Below are 19090 nucleotides of genomic sequence, written 5' to 3'. Positions count from 1 at the left end.
TTGGCCCTTCCGAAGGGGGAGGCAGGGCCATGGACTTCTCGCTGCTCAACGACGAACCGGTCACCGACCCGGAGGTCGATGTACTCGGCACCGGCCGGGCCGCCCGCGAGCTGGCCAAGCTGCTGCACGACTCCCGGACGGCGACCCCGTTCACACTCGCCGTGGACGCCGGCTGGGGGATGGGCAAGAGCAGTCTGATGCGGCTGGTCCAGGCGGAGCTGCTGAAGCGCAGGGACGTGGAGACCGTCTGGTACAACGCCTGGACCTCCACCGGGGCCGACGCGCTGGAAGGGCTCATCAAGTCGGTCCTGCTGCGCTTCGACAAGCGGATGCTGCGGCGGGCGATGCACCGGGTGTCCGAGCGCGGGACGCTGATCAGGGCGGTGCGGGCGACGCTCACCGTCGCCTCGGTGCCGTTCGGGGTGGCGGGCCTCGTGGACCAGTTCTGGCGGGACATGTCCGTCAACGCGAACGCCCGCAACGAGATGCGGGTCGCGCTGCGCGACCTCGCCACCGAGTGGGCGGAGTCGGCGGAGTACGAGCCCAGCCGACTGCTCGTCGTCTTCGTCGACGACCTCGACCGCTGCTCGGAGGAGACGGTCCTCGCGGTGTGCGAGGCGGTGAAGGTCTACCTGGACGTGCCCGGGCTGGTCTTCGTGATCGGCTGCGACCGGTCGGCGCTCGGCCCGTCGGGCCTGCTGCGGGACCTGGGCCCTGCCGGGTCGGCGTTCATGGAGAAGGTCTTCCAGACGAGCTACCGGTTGCCGGTGCCGGGCGGCGACGAGGTCGAGGCGTACGTCCGGCACTGCGCGGAGCGCTCCGGTCTGCGCGAGCTGCTGGACGACGACTTGGTGAAGCTGATAGCCGCCCGCTCGGCCCGCAACCCGCGCCGGATCAAGCGGCTCATCAACGGTTTCGGGCTGGAGTGTGCGCTCAACCCGCTCTGGGAGAGCTTCCGGCCGGAGGCGGTGATCAGGACGCTGCTGCTCCAGCATCTGTACGGCGACTTCTACCGACTGCTCGTCAGCCGCGACGGCACCTACACGCATGCGGCACAGGAGTTCCGTGAGTACCGGGCGGCCCGGCGGGTGCTGAGCGAGGCGGTACGGCCGGATCCCGAGTCGTGGCGGACCACGGTGAACAGCGTGAAGGGTCACGGCCTCGCGGAGCCGGACATGGCGCTCTCGGACGGCTGGGCGGCTGTACTCGCCCGGCTGGAGGAGGAGTTGCCCACCTCCTATCCCGCTCTCGCGCGAGACCACAACTTCGTCCACCTCGTCGAGGAGTGGATGCGCCTGCCGCAGGTGGACGAGCTGGTGCAGCACTTGCAGAAGGGCGGCGTGGCCCCGGTCGTCCTCATTCGCGACGGCGACGAGGCGCCGAGCGGGGGCGACGGCACATCCGCCGAAGGGCGCGGTACGTACGAGGGCTTCCGTACGTACGAGGGCCTCCGTGTCCTCTGGGTCGACGACAACCCGGGCGGGAACCGGCGCTTCATCGGCGACCTGACCGACCGCGGCGCCGACGTCGTGCTGGCCGAGAGCGCGCGCAGTGCCGAGCAGATCCTGCGCACCCAGACATTCGACCTGCTGCTCTCCGACGTCACGCGTGGGTCCGACCGGGACGCCGGATTCACGGATCTCGCACGCTGGCGGCAAGAGAGGCGCTTCGACGGACCGGTGGTCTTCTTCACCGGCCGGGTCACCCCTGCCCGCGAACGCCGGAGCCAGGAGCTCGGTGCGCGGATCGCGGCCTCCGGGCGGCTGCTCTTCCTGCACATCGACGCCGCCTGCGAGGAAATTCGCCACCGCCGGTCCTGAAACAACTCCTTGCCCGAACCCCCCTCTCACTTCACAATGCCCATGTCAAACTGTGGGCGGCCGGAGGATCTCCGGCCGCCCAAGTCACAGAGGGGACCCCCCACATGAGAAAGCCTCTCGGCGCCGCGCTCTTCGCCCTGGTCATAGCCGGGGCCGGTGCGGCACCCGCGGTCGCGGCGCCCGCGCCCGAGCCCGCGGTGACGGACACGGCCACGTCAGTGGTCAGAGACGCCGTCACGTCCACCACGGCGGCCGTGTCCAGAATCACCGCACCGACCGTCCAGGCCGTCACCTTCGCCGGCACCGTCTCGCTCAGCAACTGCTCCGGCTCCGTCGTCCGGTTCCCGGACTCGGAGGACAACGACCCGGCGATGGTCATGTCCAACGGCCACTGCCTGGAGACCGGCTTCCCCGCGGCCGGCGAGGTCATCGTCGACCAGGCCTCCAGCCGCACCTTCGGTCTGCTCAACGCCGCCGGTACCCGGCTCGGGACCCTGCGCGCCAGCAAGATCGCCTACGCGACGATGACCGACACGGACGTCTCGCTGTACCAGCTCACCACCACGTACGCGCAGATCAAGACCTCGTACAACATCAGCCCGTTGACGCTGAACGACACGCACCCCGTCGCCGGCACCGCCATCACGGTCGTCTCCGGCTACTGGAAGCGGACCTACGCCTGCAACGTCGACGGCTTCGCCTACCGCCTCAAGGAAGGCGACTGGACCTGGAAGGACTCGGTCCGTTACACCTCGGCCTGCCAGACCATCGGCGGCACCTCGGGCTCGCCCGTCGTCGACAACGCCACCGGCAACGTCGTCGCCGTCAACAACACCGGCAACGAGGACGGCGCCCGCTGCACGGTCAACAACCCCTGTGAGGTCGACGAGAGCGGCAACGTGACCGTCCGCGCGGGCATCAACTACGCCCAGGAGACCTACCAGATCCCCGCCTGCTTCGGCGTCGACAACAAGCTCGACCTGAGCGCGAGCGGGTGCACCCTGCCCAAGCCGTGATCCGGCGGCGGGCGGTCACGCGGGAGTTCCGCGGACCGCCCGCCCCGCCAGCACGTCGGTCCGCCGCCCGTCCTCGATGACGAACCGCCCGTCGATCAGGACGTACGGGATGCCCGTCGGGAGTACGCGGGGGTTCTCGAAGGTCGAGCCCGCGGCCACCGTGGCCGGGTCGAACAGCACGAGGTCCGCCTTGTACCCCTCGCGGACCAGCCCGCGGTCGGACAGCCGCAGCCGGGCCGCCGGGCGCGACGTCAGGTGCGCGACGCACTCCTCCAGGCCGAGGACGCCCAACTCCCGTACGTACCGGCCGAGATACTGCGGGAACGTGCCGTACGCGCGCGGATGCGGCTTGTCGCCGCGCAGGATGCCGTCCGAGCCGCCGGTGTGGACGCGGTGCCGCATGATCGCCCGCACGTTCTCCTCGTGGCCGACGTGCTGGAGGATCGTCGAGCCGAGACCGTCGTCCAGGAGCAGCCGGCGGGCGGTGGTCCAGGGGGCCTCGTCGCGCGCGTCCGCCGACTGCTGGACCGTGCGGCCCACGTAGTCCGCGAGCGCCGGGTCGGTCACCCCCGAGATCTCGATGGTGTCCCACTCGATGGGAACGCCGTGGCAGCCATCCGCGCCCACCACCTCCATGTGATGGCGGATCCGCCCGGCGGTCTCGTCGTCCTTCAGGCGGGCAAGAATCGCCTCCGGGCCGCCCTCGCTCGCCCAACTGGGCAGCATCGCCACGAGAGTCGTACAGCCGGGCGTGTACGGATACGTGTCGAGGCTGATGTCCGCCCCGTCCGCGAGCGCCTCGTCGAGGAGCGTCAGCAGGTCGGCGCCCCTGCCCTTGTTCACGCCGAAGTTCATGGTGGCGTGGGCCAGATGGAGCGGGCAGCCCGCCTCGCGCGTCAGGTCCACCATCTCCCGGTACGCGTCCAGGGCGCCGGCTCCGTACGAACGGTGGTGCGGGCAGTAGTAGCCGTCGTACGCGGCCACCACCCGGCACAGTTCGGTGAGTTCGGCGTCCTTGGCGTACATGCCGGGTGTGTACGTGAGCCCGGACGACATGCCGACGGCGCCCTCGCGCATGCCCTCGGCGACCAACTCCCGCATCCGGTCCAGCTCTTGAGGGGTCGCCTCGCGATCCTCCCAGCCGACGGCGAGCATCCGTACCGTGCCCTGGGGGATCAGGTACGCGGCGTTGACGGCGATGCCCTCGCCGTCGAAGCCGTGGTCCAGCCGGTCCAGGTACTCGCCCACCGAGCGCCAGGTGAAGTCGATGTCGTCGCCGTTGCCGTTCCAGCCGGTGATCGCCCTGCGCACCTCGGCGAGGGTCCGCTCGTCCACCGGCGCGTACGACAGCCCGTCCTGGCCGATGACCTCCAGCGTCACGCCCTGCGCGGCCTTCGCGCTGTGGTCGGGGTCCCGGAGCAGGGCGAGGTCGCTGTGGGCGTGCATGTCGATGAAGCCGGGGGAGAGGACGAGCCCCTCGGCGTCCAGCACCCGGCGGGCGACGGGCCGCAGACAGCCGGCCGCCGCGGCCTCCTGGACCACGGCCGTGATGCGGCCGCCCTCGATGCCCACGTCGGCCCGGTAGGAGGGGCCGCCGCTGCCGTCGACGACCTCCGCGTCACGGATGACGAGATCCAGCATGGCGGGCTCCTAGGAGTAGGTGTGGTGTGGAGGTACTAGAAGTAGGTGCGGATGTATTCGACGACCGTGCCGTCCTGCTCCACCACCGGAATCAGCTGCCACTTGTCGAAGGACGTGCAGGGGTGGGAGAGCCCCATGCCCACCCAGTCGCCGACCTGGAGGTCGGCGCCCGCGGCGGTACGAACCCAGGCGTGCTGGTCGGACAGACCCGTGACGGTGATGCCGTCCGCCGCCCGCTCACCACTACCCGAACCACCCGAACTACCCGCGCTACCCGTACTGCCTGAGCGAACGACCTGCACCTCCGGCAGATCCAGGTCGTACGCGGCGTCCCGCTTGCCCGCGTTGGCGAAGGCCTGCTCGGGGGACGGACGGGAGACGATCTGCGCCCAGAGCCGGAACGCGGGGTGCAGGGCGCCCTCCTCCGGGACCCGGTTGAACGGCGTGATCTTCCGGTAGTGCCCGTCGTCGTGCGAGACGTACGCGCCGGAGCGCAGCAACTTCAGCACGGGCAGGGACAGTTCGGGAATCCCCGCGAAGACATCGGCCACCGCGTCGAACCAGGCGCTGCCGCCCGCACTCACCACGATCTCGTCCAGGCCCTCGAAGCGACCGGCCTTGTCGAAGTCGACGGCCAGCGCGACGAGCCGCCGCAGCCAGGCGCGTACCCGCTCCGGATCCGCGTCCGGCACCTCGCCCTCGTACCCCGCGACACCCACCAGCCGCAGCGTGTCCACTTCGGCCACCGCCTCCGCGACGGCCGCGCACTCCGCCTCCGTCCGTACGCCGGTCCGGGCGCCCTCGCCGGCCGCCAGCTCGACGACGACGTCCACGGGCCGGGCGGCACCCCGCAGCGCGGCGTCCATCAGCTCCACCCCGCGCACGGAGTCGACGTAACAGACGAAACGGAACGCGGGATCGGCGGCGAGCTGCGCGGCCACCCAGCCCAGGGCGGCGGGGTCCACCACCTCGTTCGCCAGGAACACGCGCTGGACACCGAAGGCCCGCGCCACCCGCACCTGGTGCGGGACCGCCAGCGTGATGCCCCACGCGCCGTGCTCGATCTGCCGCTGGAAGAGCTGGGGCGCCATCGACGTCTTGCCGTGCGGGGCGAAGGCGAGCCCGTGCCGGACCGCGTACGTCTCCATGAGCCGCAGGTTGTGCGCCAGCCGCTCGGCGGAGAGGGCGAGCACCGGCGTGGTGAAGCCGCCGCTGAACAGGTTCCGGCGCTGGGCGGTCAACTCGCCGACGGTCAGTCCGTCGGCGTCGGGCGGGAGCCCCTTGAAGCGATGGTCGACACGTTCGTCCGCGAGCGCGGCGAGACGCTCCGCGCCGGTGCCGGGTACGGAGTCGGCGGCCATGAAGCCTCCCCAATCAAGTCGTTGCAGTATCTGCAACAGTCATTGCGTGTCGCGCTTACTGCTGTCTAACATCTCGGCCAACGCCGGGTCAACGGAGCCGCCAAGACCCATCAAGGCAACCGAGACCCATCAAGGCGACCCAGCCCCCTCAAGGCGACCGAGCCCATCAAGGCAACCAAGGCCCACCGAGGCAACAAGGAGCCCCAGCCATCGTGACCCCCACCGGACCCGCTCCCACGGACGCCGTGAACCCCACGCCCGCCGTGGAAGTCGTCACCCTCGGCGAGTCCATGGTCACGTTCCTTCCCTCCCTGCCGGGCCGCCTCGCCGACGTGCCGTCCTTCGAACGCGCGATCGGCGGCGCGGAGTCCAACGTGGCCTGCGTCCTGGCCGCCGCGGGCCACACCGCGAAGTGGGTGAGCAGGGTCGGCGACGACGGCTTCGGCGACCACCTGATCGAGGCGATAGGCGCGTACGGCGTCGACACCTCCGCCGTACAGCGCGACGCCACCCGCCCCACCGGCATCTACTTCCGCACGGCGAACGACCGGTCCACCGACGCCCACGAGGTGGCCTACTACCGCACCGGCTCGGCGGCCTCGGCGATGGCCACGGACACCGTGGACCTGCACGCGGTCCGCTCGGCCCGCGTCCTCCACCTCTCCGGCATCACCGCGGCGCTCTCCGGCGGCTGCCTCCGGCTGCTGCGCGAGCTGACCACGCGCCGCCCCGGCCGCGCGCTCGTCTCCTTCGACGTCAACCACCGCCCCGGTCTGTGGGACACCCCCGAGGGACCCCGCGTCCTGCTGGACCTCGCGCGCGGCGCCGACATCGTGTTCGTCGGCGAGGACGAGGCGCAGGCCGCGTGGGGGCTGCGCGGCGCGGGCGTCGTCCGGCAGGCGCTGCCCGAGCCGGACGTCCTGGTCGTGAAGCAGGGCGGGGGCGGAGCGACCGTCTTCGAGCGGGTACGCGACCGGGCCGACCTCCGCGAGGGCGACACGGACATCGACATGGACACCCACATGGACATGGACATGGACATGGACATCGACATCGACATCGACATCGATGTCGTCGACGGTGCCGCCACTGACGTCGTCACCTTCGTACCGGGCCTGCGCGTCGAGGTCGTCGCGGCCGTGGGCGCGGGCGACGCCTTCGCCGCCGGCTTCCTGTCCGCCACCCTCCGCGGACTCCCCGCCCGGGACCGCCTCCGGCACGGCCACCTCATGGCCGCCGCCGCGCTCACCGTCCCGGGAGACCTGGGCACACCCCCCTCCCGCGACCTCGCCGACCGCCTCGCCGCCCTGGACGACGACGCGTGGGGGACACTTCGACTCGGCCCCGGCTGGACGAACGCCGCAGACCGGGCCCAGGAGGAGGTACACACCCCATGAGCCAGACCGTCGACCGCGCGCTGAGCATCCTGCCGCTGCTCGCCGAGGGCCCCGCCGACCTCGGGCAGGTCGCCGAGCGGCTCGGCGTCCACAAGTCCACCGCCCTGCGCCTCCTGCGCACGCTCCACGAGCACGGCCTCGTCTACCGCCAGTCCGACCAGCGCTACCGCCTGGGCGCCCGCCTGTTCGCCCTCGCCCAGGAGGCCGTCGAGAACCTCGACGTCCGCGAGATCGGCCACCCCCATCTCGTACGCCTCAACGAGCAGTGCGGCCACACCGTCCACCTCGCCGTGTACGAGGAGGGCGAGGTCCTCTACATCGACAAGGTCGAGAGCCGCTACCCGGTGCGCATGTACTCCCGCATCGGCAAGCCCGTCGCCATCACGGTCGCAGCGGTGGCGAAACTGCTCCTCGCCGACCTGACCGAGCCCGAGCGCCGCGTGCTCGCGGACAAGCTCGACTACCCGATGTACACGTCCCGCTCGACCCCCAACGCCCCCGCGTTCCTGCGGGAGTTGGAGAAGGTGCGCGACCAGGGCTGGGCCACCGACCTCGGCGGCCACGAGGAGTCCATCAACTGCGTCGCCGCGCCCATCCGCGGCGCCGACGGCCGCGTCGTCGCCGCCATGTCCGTCTCCGCCCCGAACGTCGTCGTCACCGCCGACGAACTCCTCACACTGCTCCCACTGGTGCGTCGTACGGCGGACGCCATCAGTGGCGAGTACTCCGGCAGGACCCCCGCGAAGGAAAGCACTTCATGACAGACAAAACCGAGAAGACAGCTCTCACGCCCAAGACCCACACCGCCCCGCCCGCCAAGTTCTCGCACGGCGTCAGGAAGGGGAACATCCTCCAGGTCGCGGGCCAGGTCGGCTTCCTGCCCGCGGTCGAGGGCCAGCCTCCCACGCCCGCCGGGCCGACCCTGCGCGAGCAGACCCTCCAGACCCTCGCCAACGTCAAGGCCATCCTCGAAGAGGGCGGCTCCTCCTGGGACGACGCGATGATGATCCGCGTCTACCTCACGGACGTCGACCACTTCGCGGAGATGAACGCGATCTACAACACGTACTTCGAGGAGCAGAACCTGACGGCACCCCCCGCGGCCCGCACCACGGTCTACGTGGGCCTCCCGGCAGGCCTGCTGATCGAGATCGACGCGCTGGCGGTACTGGACAGCTGAGGCTCAGACCCGCGCCCCGTCTTCAGGGGCGCGGGGCTGCATCGATATGCGGCTCCGCCGCGTGGGCGCGATCAGCCACGAACGACCCGCACCCGGCAGCGACAAGTACCACCCCCCACAAACCCCGCACCCCGCACAGCGATCCCCCCTGCCCAAAAACACCATGCCCTTAAGAAGAGGTCCTCCCCATGTCATCCCTCCTCGCAGCCACACCACCCGCACCAGAGATCCCACCCCACACCGGCGGACTGCTGCTCCTCATCGACGGCACCGCAGGTCTGCTGACGGTCGCGGCCCTCGGCATCGTCCTGCTCCTCGTCCTGATCATCAGGGTCAGGCTGCAGCCGTTCGTCGCCCTGCTCGCGGTGTCCATAGCCGTCGGCCTGTCGGCCGGACTCTCCGTCACCGAACTCTTCGGCACCGTCCAGCGGTCGACCGCCGTCTCGATGATCGAGACGGGCATGGGCGGCATCCTCGGACACGTCACGATCATCATCGGCCTGGGCACGATGCTCGGCGCGATCCTTGAGGTGTCCGGCGGCGCGGAGGCGCTCTCCGCCCGCCTGCTCAACCTGTTCGGCGAGAAGCGCGCCCCGCTCGCCATGGGCCTGACCGGCCTCATCTTCGGCATCCCGGTCTTCTTCGACGTCGGCATCTTCGTCCTCGCACCGATCGTGTACGCCGCCGCCAAGCGCTCCGGCAAGTCGATCCTGCTCTACGCCATGCCGCTGCTCGCGGGCCTGTCGATGACTCACGCGTTCCTGCCGCCGCACCCCGGCCCGGTCGCCGCCGCCGGACTGTTCAAGGTCGACCTGGGCTGGGTCATCCTGATGGGCGTCGTCGTCGGCATCCCGGCCGTGCTCGCCGCCTGGGCGTACGCCGCCTGGATCGGCAAGCGCCTCTTCGTCCCCGTACCGCAGGACATGGTCGAGGCCGCGGACGAGGCGAAGGCGGCCGTCGCCGCGGAGCGTGCGGCGCGCCGGGCGGCAGTCGGTGGAGCCACCGACGGCTCAGGCTCAGGCACAGCCACGGGCAAGATCACAGGCACGGGCTCCGGCTCGGTCGCCGTCGCCGACGGCCCGGGCGGGGACCCCGCCGAGCAGCCGCCCTCCCTCTCCACCGTCTTCCTCATCATCGGTACGCCGCTGCTGCTGATCCTCGCGGCGACCTTCTCCTCCATCGCCCTGGACCCGTCGACGTTCCGCTCGGTCATCGAGTTCTTCGGGCACCCCTTCGTCGCGCTGACGATCGCGTTGCTGATGGCGTACTACCTGCTGGGCATCCGGCGCGGCTGGTCCCGCAAGTCGCTGGAGACGGTGTCCACGGCCTCCCTCAAGCCGGTCGGCAACATCCTGCTGGTCGTCGGCGCGGGCGGCGTCTTCGGCGCCGTACTCAAGGGCTCGGGCATCGCGGACGCGCTCGCCGACACCTTCAACGACGTGGGCCTGCCCATCATCGTGCTGGCCTGGCTGATCTCCGTCGTGCTGCGGGTCGCCCAGGGTTCGGCGACGGTCGCCATCGTCACCACCGCCGGTATCGTCGTCCCGCTCGTCGAGGGGCAGGACCTCTCGCAGGCCCATCTGGCGCTGATCATCATGGCGATCTCGGCCGGTTCGATCTTCGCCTCGCACGTCAACGACGGAGGCTTCTGGATCGTCGCCAAGTACTTCGGCATCTCCGAACGGGACACCCTCAAGTCCTGGACGGTCCTGGAGACGGTCCTGTCGGTGGCGGGCTTCGCGGTGGCGGCACTGCTGAGCGTCTTCATTTAGGGCCACTCGGCACTCCGGTACACCTGTACCCCTGTACCCGGCTACCCCGCACCCGGCTACCTCGAACTGCCTCGGCGGTGAGGGGTGGCCGGTCGGGGGCCGAGCCGCCCCTAGAACGCGGTATCGACCGATGGACCCGGGGTTGTCCACCCCATGAGGCAGCACACGTATATCCGGTTCCCGGCCATCTCTGGGGCCCGGCTGTTCCCGGCACAGGATCGTCGACCATACTGCCCGCTGTGGAGCAGCGCATAGGACCCAACATCCAGCCCCTGCAAGGCGCCGCGGTCGACCCGGCGTTCGTGCCCGGCCTCACGGGCCCGCGCCCCGCCGTGCCGAACGACGCCAAGCCGCAGGACGCAGAGTCGAAGGACACCGAGTCGAAGGACTCGGAGGAGACGGAGCCCGAGACGGAGCCGGAGTCGGCGGAGGCCGCCGAGAAGGCTTCGCCTGCCGACGAGTCCGCCTCCGACGAGTCCGCCTCCAAGGCGCCGGCCTTGAAGAAGGAAACCTCGAAGGAGGAAGTCTCAGAGGCCGAGCCCAAGCCCAAGCCCGAGCCCGAGCTCGAAAACGAGGCTTCCGGCGAGGAGCCCTCCGGCGAAGAACCCTCCGGTGAGGAGTCTTCCAGCGAGGAATCCTCCGATGAGGACCCCTCGGGCGAGGAGCCCGAAGAGGCTCCGGAGGGAGGCCCCGTCTTCGAGGCGTCCGACCGCCGCGCGAGGATCGTCGCCGACCACGGGGGCGTACGGCTGCGCCTGGACGACCAGGAGGCCGAGTTCCGCTGGGACGAGATCGGCGCCGTCGAGACCGAGTCGCCGCGCTTCGGGAAGCGGTTCACCATCACGGTGCACACGCCCGACCGCCGCTGGTACCCGATCGAGATCGAGGCGACGGCCAGGTCCCGCTTCAAGGAGTGGGAGACCCAACTGGACGAGGTCCTGGACACCTACTTCGAAGACGGCGAAGACGGCGAAGAGGAAGCGGAAGTCGAAGAGGTCGAAAAGAGCACCCCATAGGGGCGCGGGGAACTGCGCGACCAGCCACAACGGCCGCGCAGTTCCCCACGTACTCCAGGCCACGCATCTCAAGTCGGCCGACTCAAGCCACGTACCTCTGGCCGGTCAACTCAACTGCAGTACTGCGCTTCCTTCCCGATGGACCGGTACATGCAGTCGGAGTTCTCCAACAGCTGCAGCACCGCGTCCTTGTTGCGCGCGGTCTCCCGCTCGATGACCTCGTCGGGCGGGTAGAAACCACCCCCGCTCGCGGACCCCGGATACATCTCGAAGGTGTAGGAGAAGATCTTCTGACTGCCCCACAGGTAGTCGTCGATCGTCCCGTCGGTGATGTAGAGGTCGCTGGACTGCTCGGCCGTGTAGCCGTTGCTGGCGGCCATCTTCCCGCCGACCGTGGCGAAGGCGTTGCGGTCGTCGGCCGTCATACCGGTCGCGGTGTCCGACGTGGTGTAGCCGAAGGGCCACAGCACCAGCTCGCTGTACGTGTGGAAGTCCACGCCAGCCTTGATCTGCTGCTTGCCGCCCACGATCCGGCTGCGGACGAAGTCGGCGACGACCTTGACCTCGGGCGCGGACTCGGCCGCCGGACCCCGGTAGGTCTCGGAGGACGTCGAGCCCGACGAGCCGTTGCAGCAGCCCCAGCGGTAGTTCCAGTTGCGGTTCATGTCGGTGCCGACGTACGAACTGCCGGTGTTGGGCTGGCGGTTCTTGCGCCACGAGCGGTAGGCGCCGGACGCGATGTCGTACTCGCCGCCGTCCGGGTTGAGGTCCGGGACGATCCAGATCTCGCGGTTGTTCACCATGTTCGTGACGCGGGAGTCGGAGCCGTACCCGGCGCCCAGCTCACGGATCAGATAGAGCGCCATCTCCACGGTGAGGTGCTCGCGCGCGTGCTGGTGGTGGGTGAACAGGACCTCGGGCTCGGCCTCGTCGGTCGCGACGTTGTCGCTGATCTTGATGGCGACGATGTCCCGGCCCTGGTACGACTTCCCGATCACCTGCTTGCTCATGATGCTCGGGTAGGCGGCCAGGCGCTGGTTGATCTCCGTGTTCATCTCGGCGTAGTTGTGATAGCGCGAGTCGGCGGAGGGGAAGTCGAGGATGTTCGCGTCCGCGGCGCTCGACCGGTTGGGGGCGGAGCCGAGCGCTGAGACCTCGTAGCCGAGTTGCCGCAGCTTCTTCGCCTGGGCCGCGCGGCCCGAGACGACGACGGTCTCCTCGTCGGCCTCGTCGATCGACACACCCGTCTGGGCGATCGCCGTACGGGTGGCCGAGGTGCTGCCGTGGATCTGGATCTCGTACTGGCGGATCTCGTCCGTGTCGGAGGCGGGAGCCGCCCCGGAGGCGCCGTTCGCGCTGGTCGTGGCGGCGATGGGGGCCGCGAGAGCCAGGGCGAGGAGCGTGGCGAGCGCTGCGGTGCGCCGGCCGCGTCTGCCGGGTGAGGGGGGAGCGGCGGACGTTCCGTCGCTTTTGATGCGGAGTCGCATGGAATCTCCTAGGTTCTCCATAAATTCCGGGATCACCGGAAGTGTGGGGATTGGAGCGGGGGGTGGATCGTGCGACGTGCCGGGGCGGGCCACCGAAAGAACCGACGGGACCCCGTGTACGGGTGTGGCGCTCATCGTGGAGGCCTGCCATGTCCGGGTCAAGTGCGGGCTGGAAGCCACCGGCATGAACCAGCCGAAAACACACCGGGCACTGTGCATATATGCGGCCCGGCAGTGTACGCGGGCGCGTACCGCCCGTCGCGGACCCACGCAAAGTGCACCCACGGGTGTGACGCGCGCGTGCGAAGCCGTGGCGCAGCCGGAAGAGTGGGGACCCGCGCACGAGGAGCCGCTTACTCCGGCTTCGGTCTCCCACCCCAGAGGACTGGCCGATCATGGGCGGATCAGCGCCGCGAAGGGTCCGTCAGCCACCGGTCGAGACGACCAGCTTCATCGACCGGCGGGACGAACTGGCCGAGGGGCGGCGGCTGTTGGCCACCGCACGCCTGGTCACGCTGACCGGGCCCGGTGGCGTCGGCAAGACGCGGCTGGCCGGGCGGATCGCCGCCCGCGTCGAGCGGGCGTTCCCGGACGGCGTGCGCTTCGCGCACCTCGCCGGACTGCGCGATCCGGCGCTCGTCCCGCTCGCCGCGGCCGACGCCCTCGGCCTGCACGACCACTCCGAACAGCCGCCGCTGGACGCGCTGGTCGAGCAGGCCCGCCACCGCCGACTGCTCCTCGTCCTCGACAACTGCGAGCATCTGCTGTCCGCCTGCGCGGAGTTGGCCGCCGCGCTGCTGCACGGCACGACCGGCGTCCGGGTCCTCGCGACGAGCCGCCACCGCCTGGCCCTCACGGAGGAACACCTCCTGGACGTACGTCCGTTGCCGGTGCCCGACCCGGACTCGGACCTCTCGGCCGCCGCGACGTACCCGGCCCTGGCGCTCTTCGCCGACCGGGCCGCCGCCGTCGTCCCCGGTTTCGAACTCACCCCCGACAACCGGGCCGCCGTGGCCCGCCTCTGCCGCCGCCTGGACGGCCTGCCCCTCGCCATCGAGCTCGCGGCCGTCCGGATGCGCGTCCTCGGCGTCGACCAGCTCGTCGCCCGGCTCGACGACCGCTACCGCCTCCTCACCACCGGCAGCCCGGCCGTCCTGCCCCGCCACCAGACGCTGCGCGCGGCGGTCGACTGGAGCCACGAACTCTGCACGCACACCGAGCAGTTGGTGTGGGCGCGGGCCTCGGTGTTCGCGGGGAGCTTCGACCTGGAGGCGGCGGAGGCGGTGTGTGCGGACACCGAGACCGCCGCCGCCGACACCGACAGCGAGGGCGAGGAAAAGGACAGCGACAGGGACGAGAGCGAGGGCAAGGAAAAGGACAGCAACAGGGACGAGAGCGAGGGCGACGGGGAGTGCCAGGGCGTACACCCCCAAGACGTCCTCGAAGCCGTCGCCGGGCTCGTGGACAAGTCCGTGCTGTGCAGGGAAGGCGGGCCCGGCCCGGTCAGATACCGGCTGCTCGACACGCTGCGGCACTACGGGCTCGACAGGCTGCGGCAGCGGCCCGGGGCGGAAGCGGCCGCCCGGCGGCGGCAGCGGGACTGGATCCAGGAGGTGGCCGTGGAGTGCGAGCGGCGGTGGTTCGGGCCGGGGCAGCGGGAGATCGTGGCCCGGTTGCGGGCCGACCAGGACAACCTGCGGGCCGCCCTGGAGTTCAGCCTCACCCTGCCGGGCGAGGCCCGGGCCGCACTCGGGCTCGCCGGCACCCTGTGGTTCTACTGGCTCGCGTGCGGGGCGCCCCGCGAGGGCCGGTACTGGCTGGACCGCGCGCTCGACGCGTCTCCCGAGCCCACCCGGGAGCGCGCCAGGGCACTGTGGGTCGCGGGGCTGCTCGCCGGCTGCCCCGAGGACCGCACCCGGGGCCGCCACCGCGCCGAGGACGCCCGCGCGCTCGCCCGCCGCATCGGCGACCCGGCGGAGGTCGCCCACGCGGAGTACCTGCTCGGCGTGATGGCCCTGCTCGGCGACGACTTCCCCGCCGCCCTGGAGCACTACGAGGCCGCCGTCGCCCGCGACCCCGTCCAGGGCCAGCTCCCCAGCTTCGCCGTCCTCGACCAGGTCGGACTCGCCGCCGGCCTCGCCTTCCTGGGCCAGACCGACCGGGCCGTCCAGGTCTGCGAGGACGCCCGCCGCGTCTGCGAGGAGCACGGCGAGGAGTGGGTCCGCTCGTACGTCCTGCGCGTCCTCGCCCTCGCGTACGCGGAGCGGAAGGAATGGGAGCGCGCGGAGCCGTACGCCCGTGAGGCCCTGCGTCGCAAGCTCGCCGTGCACGACGTCATCGGCATCGGTCTCACCCTCGACCTGCTGGTCGTCATCTCCGCCGCACGCGGCGCCCACGAACGTGCCGCCGTCCTGCTCGGCGGCGCCGACCGCGTCTGGGCCGGTATCGACGGCAACCGCTTCGGCTTCACGAGGTACAACTCCGCGCGCGAGGAGAGCGAGAGGAGGGTACGGAAGGCCGTCGGGCCGGGGGACTTCGACCGGGCGTACCGGCGCGGCGGCGGGCTCGGGCTCACCGGGATCGTCTCGTACGCCCTCCAGGAGTCCGGGAGACCGGCGGTCGCCGGCACCCGCCGCTCCGACGGGAACCCCCTCACCCGGCGCGAGCGGGAAGTCGCCGAGCTCGTCGCCGAAGGCCTCGCCAACCAGCAGATCGCCGACCGCCTCGTGATCGCCCGGCGCACCGCGGAGGGCCATGTGGAACGCATCCTCGGCAAGCTCGGCTTCAGCTGCCGCAGCCAGATCGCCGCGTGGGTCACCGCGCGCCGCTGAGCCGCGTAGAACTCCCGATTCCCCCACGGCGAGGGCACCCCCATGCCCTGAAACCGGTGCGAACGCACGTTTTCAGGTAGGCATTCAGGTAGTCCTCCCCGTTTCCGGGCGCCGTGGGAAGTCGAACCTTGAAGCATGCTGCAACTCTCCGGAGGACATTTTCCGGATCCCGACGCCGCGTACGGCTTCTACCCCCAACCACCCCTGCGAGCAGGCCACTTGAGCGTCGTGTACGACCCCCTTCCCGCCGCGGCGGCCGAGGCCCGCGCGGAGGTCAGGCGGCAGCTGGAGGGCTGGGGGCTCGCGGAACAGAGCGACACGGCGGAGCTCCTCGCCAGCGAACTCGTCACCAACGCCCTGATACACGCGGCGAGTCGCCTCCGCCTCACCCTCTGGGCCGCGCACGGGGTTCTGCGCTGCGAGGTCTCCGATGCCGACCGCCGCCCCCCGGAGGTGCTCGGGTCGGGCACCGCCGGGAGCGGCCGCGGAATGTTCCTGGTGGATGCGCTCGCGCGGCGCTGGGGCTGCCACCAGGACGGGCCGGGCCGGACCGTCTGGTTCGAGCTCGGCACGTGCGGGTCCGACGGCTGTGGTCGGCGACAGCCGTAGTGCCCCGCGAGTTCCGGACGAACCGTTGTCCACTTCCGGAACCACAGCCCGGGCCCCGGCGGCAGGTCCAGCCGCCGGGGCCCGCCCGAACGCCCTTCTCGTCCCTTCTCGCTGCCTCTCCTCGCCTCTCCTCGCCTCTCTCCGCTGTGCACATCGAGTGCTGATCACCGCACGCCCCCTTGTGCCCTCATCCTCTTTACGCTTTCTTGATCCGCATGGCTGACACCTCTGGGAACGCGGACACCACTGGAAGCCCGGCCACCGGAAGCACGGGAGCGACGGGGGAGACCCATACCGGCCCCCGCAAATCCAGTTGGAAATACATCGGCCCCGGCATCGTCGTCGCCGCGACGGGCGTCGGCGCCGGAGACCTCGTCGCCACCCTCATCGCGGGCTCGAACTTCGGCTACACACTCCTGTGGGCCGCCGTCATCGGCTGTCTGGTCAAGATCTCCCTCGCCGAGGCGGCGGGCCGCTGGCACCTGTCCACCGGCCGCACGCTCTTCGACGGCTGGGCGAGCCTGGGCCGCTGGACGTCGTGGTTCTTCGTCGCGTACGTCGTGATCTGGGGCTTCGTCTACGGCGCGGCGGCCATGTCCTCGTCGGGCCTGCCCCTCCAGGCCCTCTTCCCGGACATCATGGACCTCAAGTGGTGGGCCATCCTGACCGGTCTGGTCGGCCTGGTCTTCGTGTGGTTCAACAAGTACGCGGTCTTCGAGAAGGTCATGACCGTCTTGGTGGGCGTGATGTTCGTCGTCACGGTCTACCTCGCGATCCGCGTCACCCCGAACCTCGCCGACGCGTTCGCGGGCCTGCTTCCGGTCCTGCCCGACGAGAAGGACTCGATCCTCAACACGCTCGGCCTGATCGGCGGTGTGGGCGGCACGATCACGCTCGCCGCGTACGGCTACTGGGTCAACGCGAAGGGCTGGACGAACACCGGCTGGATGAAGGTGATGCGCTTCGACAACCGCGTCGCCTACGCCACCACCGGCATCTTCGTCATCTCGATGCTCTTCGTCGGCGCGGAGCTCCTCCACTCCTCCAACGTCGCGATCGCGAGCGGCGACAAGGGCCTCATCCAGCTCGGCGACATCCTGGAGGACGAGTACGGCACGGCGACCGCCAAGTTCTTCCTCATCGGCTTCTTCGCCACGTCCTTCACGTCCCTGATCGGCGTCTGGCACGGCGTGAGCCTGATGTTCGCGGACTTCGTGGAGCGCTACCGCAAGGACCGGGCGGCCACGGCCACGGCCCCGGCCCCGGCCACGGCCTCGGGCGAGGAGGTGGCGTCCGGCACCCACGAGAAGTCCTGGCCCTTCCGCGCGTACCTGCTCTGGCTGACCTTCCCGCCCATGATCCTGCTCTTCCAGGGCCAGCCCTTCCGCCTGATCATCCTGTACGGAGTCCTGGGCGCGGCCTTCCTCCCCTTCCTCGCCCTCACCCTGGTCTGGCTCCTCAACTCCTCCCGCACGCCCGCGGAATGGCGCAACGGAATCCTGAGCAACGCCATGCTGACGATCGCGGGCCTGCTCTTCGTCGTCCTGTGCGTGAAGCAGATCTGGGACCAGCCGTGGGCGGAGTTCTTCTAGTCGGAGTTCTTTTGGACGGACGGCTCAGAGGATCTCCCGCCACTTCGCACTGGTCGCGATGCTCCTGAGCTGCTCCATGGTCAGCGCCGGGGTGTCGCGGGTCGCGGCGGCGTTCTGGGCACCCGCGTTGAAAGCGCTGACCACCACACGCATCCCGTCGGTCCTGATGGTGTCGACGGTCCACATGACGACTCCGGTGTCACCCTTGTCACCGGGACCCTGATGGGTGGCGACCTTCGTTCCGTCGGGCAGCCTCTCGGCGTCGGGCCCGAAGAGTTCGCCCTCGACGTCGGACATGTCGGCCTGGACGTTGATCTGGACGAAGCTCCTGCCCTTGCCGTCGTCGACGACCACATAGGCGTACTCGGTCTCCTGGCCGCCCTTCGAGGTCACCTCGACACCCTCGGGGAGGAGCGAGACGAGCGTGGACCGGACCGACCGGCCGTCGGCCTCCGCGGATCCGCCCGCCGCCGGGGCCGTCTCCGGGGCCGTTCCCTTGGCCCCCTTGGCCGACTCTGGCTCCGGGATGGTGTCCACGGCGGCGCGCCACTCCCGCGCCGTCACGACGGACTTCAACTGCGCGGGTGAGAGCGGGGGATCGGGCCTGGTGACGGGGGCGCCCTTCTGCGCGGCCGCGTTCCACTCCATCACGCTGATCTGCTGGCCCTGCGGGGTGACGAGCTGCGCGTACCAGTGCTTCGTGTCCACGCGGCGGTCCGGGTACTCGTAGCCCTGAAAGATCATGAGGACGGAGCCGTCGGGAAGCTCGCTCCTGTTGCAGGCGTCGTACCCCACGAGGGCCTTGTCCGGGCAGGTGGTCGCCTCTTCGGCCTGTCGGCTCCCCGGTTCGATCCGGCCGAGTCCGACCTGGACCGCTGCCTTCCCGTTGCCGTCGTCGAACACGAGACCGGCGTACGGGCCGAGGGCGTGGTCGGTGGAGCGTGCCTCCTTCGCGCTGAACGTCCCCTCGGGGAGCAGCCCTTCGAGGGTCCGGAGCAGTTCGGGGCCGGACACGGCGCCGCGGTCGGGAGTGACGGCGGTGCCGTCCGGGAGGGGGGTCCGGCTCGCGGCCACGGACCGCTGCCCGCCGTCGTCGCCGCTCCAGGGCACGAGCAGCGCCCCGCCCACGCCCACGAGCGCGATCCCGGCCACGCCGCCCGCGACCGTGGCACGCCGCCGCATCCGCAGCCTGCGTCCGCGGACCCGGCCGGCGGCGACCAGGGCGTTCCCGTCGGTCTCGAAGGAGTCGCCGGCCTGCCGCAGGGCCGCGCCCAGCCGGTCGTCGAAGGGGAGCTCGTCGTGGTCAACAGGCATGGCACATCACCGTTTCGCGTTTCGGAGGGGTGAGAGTGAGATCGGACGGGTGAG

14 protein-coding genes are annotated in these 19090 nt (G+C 70.6%); 10 read left to right on the top strand and 4 right to left on the bottom strand.

Annotated features, from left to right (window positions below; translation table 11 throughout):
- Nucleotides 1–29 precede the first annotated feature (29 nt).
- Nucleotides 30–1820: a P-loop NTPase fold protein gene (locus OHA11_RS15950; RefSeq protein WP_266496758.1), complete on the top strand. Its 1791-nt coding sequence runs from the start codon at nt 30–32 to the stop codon at nt 1818–1820.
- Nucleotides 1821–1924: 104 nt separating this feature from the next.
- Nucleotides 1925–2836: a serine protease gene (locus OHA11_RS15945; RefSeq protein ID WP_266496756.1), complete on the top strand. Its 912-nt coding sequence runs from the start codon at nt 1925–1927 to the stop codon at nt 2834–2836.
- A 15-nt stretch (nt 2837–2851) separates the two neighbouring features.
- Here OHA11_RS15945 and OHA11_RS15940 read toward each other — a convergent pair whose 3' ends face one another.
- Together OHA11_RS15940 and OHA11_RS15935 are read right to left on the bottom strand one after the other, a co-directional pair.
- On the bottom strand, nt 2852–4477 hold the full coding sequence (locus OHA11_RS15940; protein WP_266496754.1) for an amidohydrolase family protein: 1626 nt from the start codon (nt 4475–4477) through the stop codon (nt 2852–2854).
- 35 nt (nt 4478–4512) lie between these two features.
- Nucleotides 4513–5838 (bottom strand): amino acid deaminase, encoded by a 1326-nt coding sequence (locus tag OHA11_RS15935; protein WP_266496752.1) that lies wholly within the window; start codon nt 5836–5838, stop codon nt 4513–4515.
- A gap of 212 nt (nt 5839–6050) precedes the next feature.
- On the opposite strand from OHA11_RS15935, the gene OHA11_RS15930 reads away from it, so the two are divergent.
- The 5 genes from OHA11_RS15930 (at nt 6051) to OHA11_RS15910 (ending at nt 11203) form a co-directional block, all read left to right on the top strand.
- The gene (locus OHA11_RS15930) at nt 6051–7235 is read left to right on the top strand and encodes a sugar kinase (protein ID WP_323186569.1); all 1185 of its coding nucleotides are present in this window, start codon (nt 6051–6053) and stop codon (nt 7233–7235) included.
- Nucleotides 7232–7996, top strand: coding sequence for an IclR family transcriptional regulator (locus OHA11_RS15925; protein ID WP_266496750.1), 765 nt, complete (start codon nt 7232–7234; stop codon nt 7994–7996). The genes OHA11_RS15930 and OHA11_RS15925 overlap by 4 nt, the downstream gene beginning before the upstream one ends.
- Nucleotides 7993–8415, top strand: a complete 423-nt coding sequence (locus tag OHA11_RS15920) for a RidA family protein (protein WP_266496748.1) — start codon at nt 7993–7995, stop codon at nt 8413–8415. Before OHA11_RS15925 ends, OHA11_RS15920 begins: the two co-directional genes overlap by 4 nt.
- A 188-nt stretch (nt 8416–8603) precedes the next feature.
- A complete protein-coding gene (locus OHA11_RS15915) occupies nt 8604–10187 on the top strand; it encodes a GntP family permease (RefSeq protein ID WP_266496747.1) in 1584 nt (527 codons plus the stop codon).
- A 239-nt stretch (nt 10188–10426) separates the two neighbouring features.
- Entirely contained in the window at nt 10427–11203 is a 777-nt protein-coding gene (locus OHA11_RS15910) for a hypothetical protein (protein WP_266496746.1), read from the top strand.
- A gap of 110 nt (nt 11204–11313) precedes the next feature.
- On the opposite strand, the gene OHA11_RS15905 is transcribed toward OHA11_RS15910, so the two are convergent.
- Complete coding sequence (locus OHA11_RS15905; protein WP_266496744.1) at nt 11314–12690, bottom strand: M14 family metallopeptidase; 1377 nt, start codon at nt 12688–12690, stop codon at nt 11314–11316.
- A gap of 395 nt (nt 12691–13085) precedes the next feature.
- Here OHA11_RS15905 and OHA11_RS15900 point away from each other — a divergent pair, with 395 nt between their 5' ends.
- The 3 genes from OHA11_RS15900 (at nt 13086) to OHA11_RS15890 (ending at nt 17722) form a co-directional block, all read left to right on the top strand.
- Nucleotides 13086–15521 carry a LuxR C-terminal-related transcriptional regulator gene (locus tag OHA11_RS15900; RefSeq protein ID WP_266496742.1) on the top strand — a complete coding sequence of 812 codons (2436 nt, stop codon included), beginning with the start codon at nt 13086–13088 and terminating at the stop codon, nt 15519–15521.
- A 135-nt stretch (nt 15522–15656) separates the two neighbouring features.
- Nucleotides 15657–16130: an ATP-binding protein gene (locus tag OHA11_RS15895; RefSeq protein WP_266496740.1), complete on the top strand. Its 474-nt coding sequence runs from the start codon at nt 15657–15659 to the stop codon at nt 16128–16130.
- Between the two features lie 206 nt (nt 16131–16336).
- Nucleotides 16337–17722 (top strand): Nramp family divalent metal transporter, encoded by a 1386-nt coding sequence (locus tag OHA11_RS15890; protein ID WP_266496738.1) that lies wholly within the window; start codon nt 16337–16339, stop codon nt 17720–17722.
- 24 nt (nt 17723–17746) lie between these two features.
- Here OHA11_RS15890 and OHA11_RS15885 read toward each other — a convergent pair whose 3' ends face one another.
- A complete protein-coding gene (locus OHA11_RS15885; protein WP_266496736.1) occupies nt 17747–19036 on the bottom strand; it encodes a hypothetical protein in 1290 nt (429 codons plus the stop codon).
- Nucleotides 19037–19090 lie beyond the last annotated feature (54 nt).

It is taken from the genome of Streptomyces sp. NBC_00878 (assembly GCF_026341515.1).
In the GTDB taxonomy this organism is placed as follows: Bacteria; Actinomycetota; Actinomycetes; order Streptomycetales; family Streptomycetaceae; genus Streptomyces.
The sequence above is the reverse complement of the archived record's forward strand: the minus strand, read 5'-3'. Positions and strand labels throughout refer to the sequence as shown.

What these genes read in the sequence shown, in the direction of transcription:
- OHA11_RS15925 (WP_266496750.1), top strand. Translation starts at nt 7,232, where the DNA reads ATGAGCCAGACCGTCGACCGCGCGCTGAGCATCCTGCCGCTGCTCGCC.
- OHA11_RS15900 (WP_266496742.1), top strand. Translation starts at nt 13,086, where the DNA reads ATGGGCGGATCAGCGCCGCGAAGGGTCCGTCAGCCACCGGTCGAGACG.
- OHA11_RS15885 (WP_266496736.1), bottom strand. Translation starts at nt 19,036, where the DNA reads ATGCCTGTTGACCACGACGAGCTCCCCTTCGACGACCGGCTGGGCGCG.
- OHA11_RS15905 (WP_266496744.1), bottom strand. Translation starts at nt 12,690, where the DNA reads ATGCGACTCCGCATCAAAAGCGACGGAACGTCCGCCGCTCCCCCCTCA.
- OHA11_RS15940 (WP_266496754.1), bottom strand. Translation starts at nt 4,477, where the DNA reads ATGCTGGATCTCGTCATCCGTGACGCGGAGGTCGTCGACGGCAGCGGC.
- OHA11_RS15945 (WP_266496756.1), top strand. Translation starts at nt 1,925, where the DNA reads ATGAGAAAGCCTCTCGGCGCCGCGCTCTTCGCCCTGGTCATAGCCGGG.
- OHA11_RS15920 (WP_266496748.1), top strand. Translation starts at nt 7,993, where the DNA reads ATGACAGACAAAACCGAGAAGACAGCTCTCACGCCCAAGACCCACACC.
- OHA11_RS15915 (WP_266496747.1), top strand. Translation starts at nt 8,604, where the DNA reads ATGTCATCCCTCCTCGCAGCCACACCACCCGCACCAGAGATCCCACCC.
- OHA11_RS15935 (WP_266496752.1), bottom strand. Translation starts at nt 5,838, where the DNA reads ATGGCCGCCGACTCCGTACCCGGCACCGGCGCGGAGCGTCTCGCCGCG.
- OHA11_RS15895 (WP_266496740.1), top strand. Translation starts at nt 15,657, where the DNA reads ATGCTGCAACTCTCCGGAGGACATTTTCCGGATCCCGACGCCGCGTAC.
- OHA11_RS15950 (WP_266496758.1), top strand. Translation starts at nt 30, where the DNA reads ATGGACTTCTCGCTGCTCAACGACGAACCGGTCACCGACCCGGAGGTC.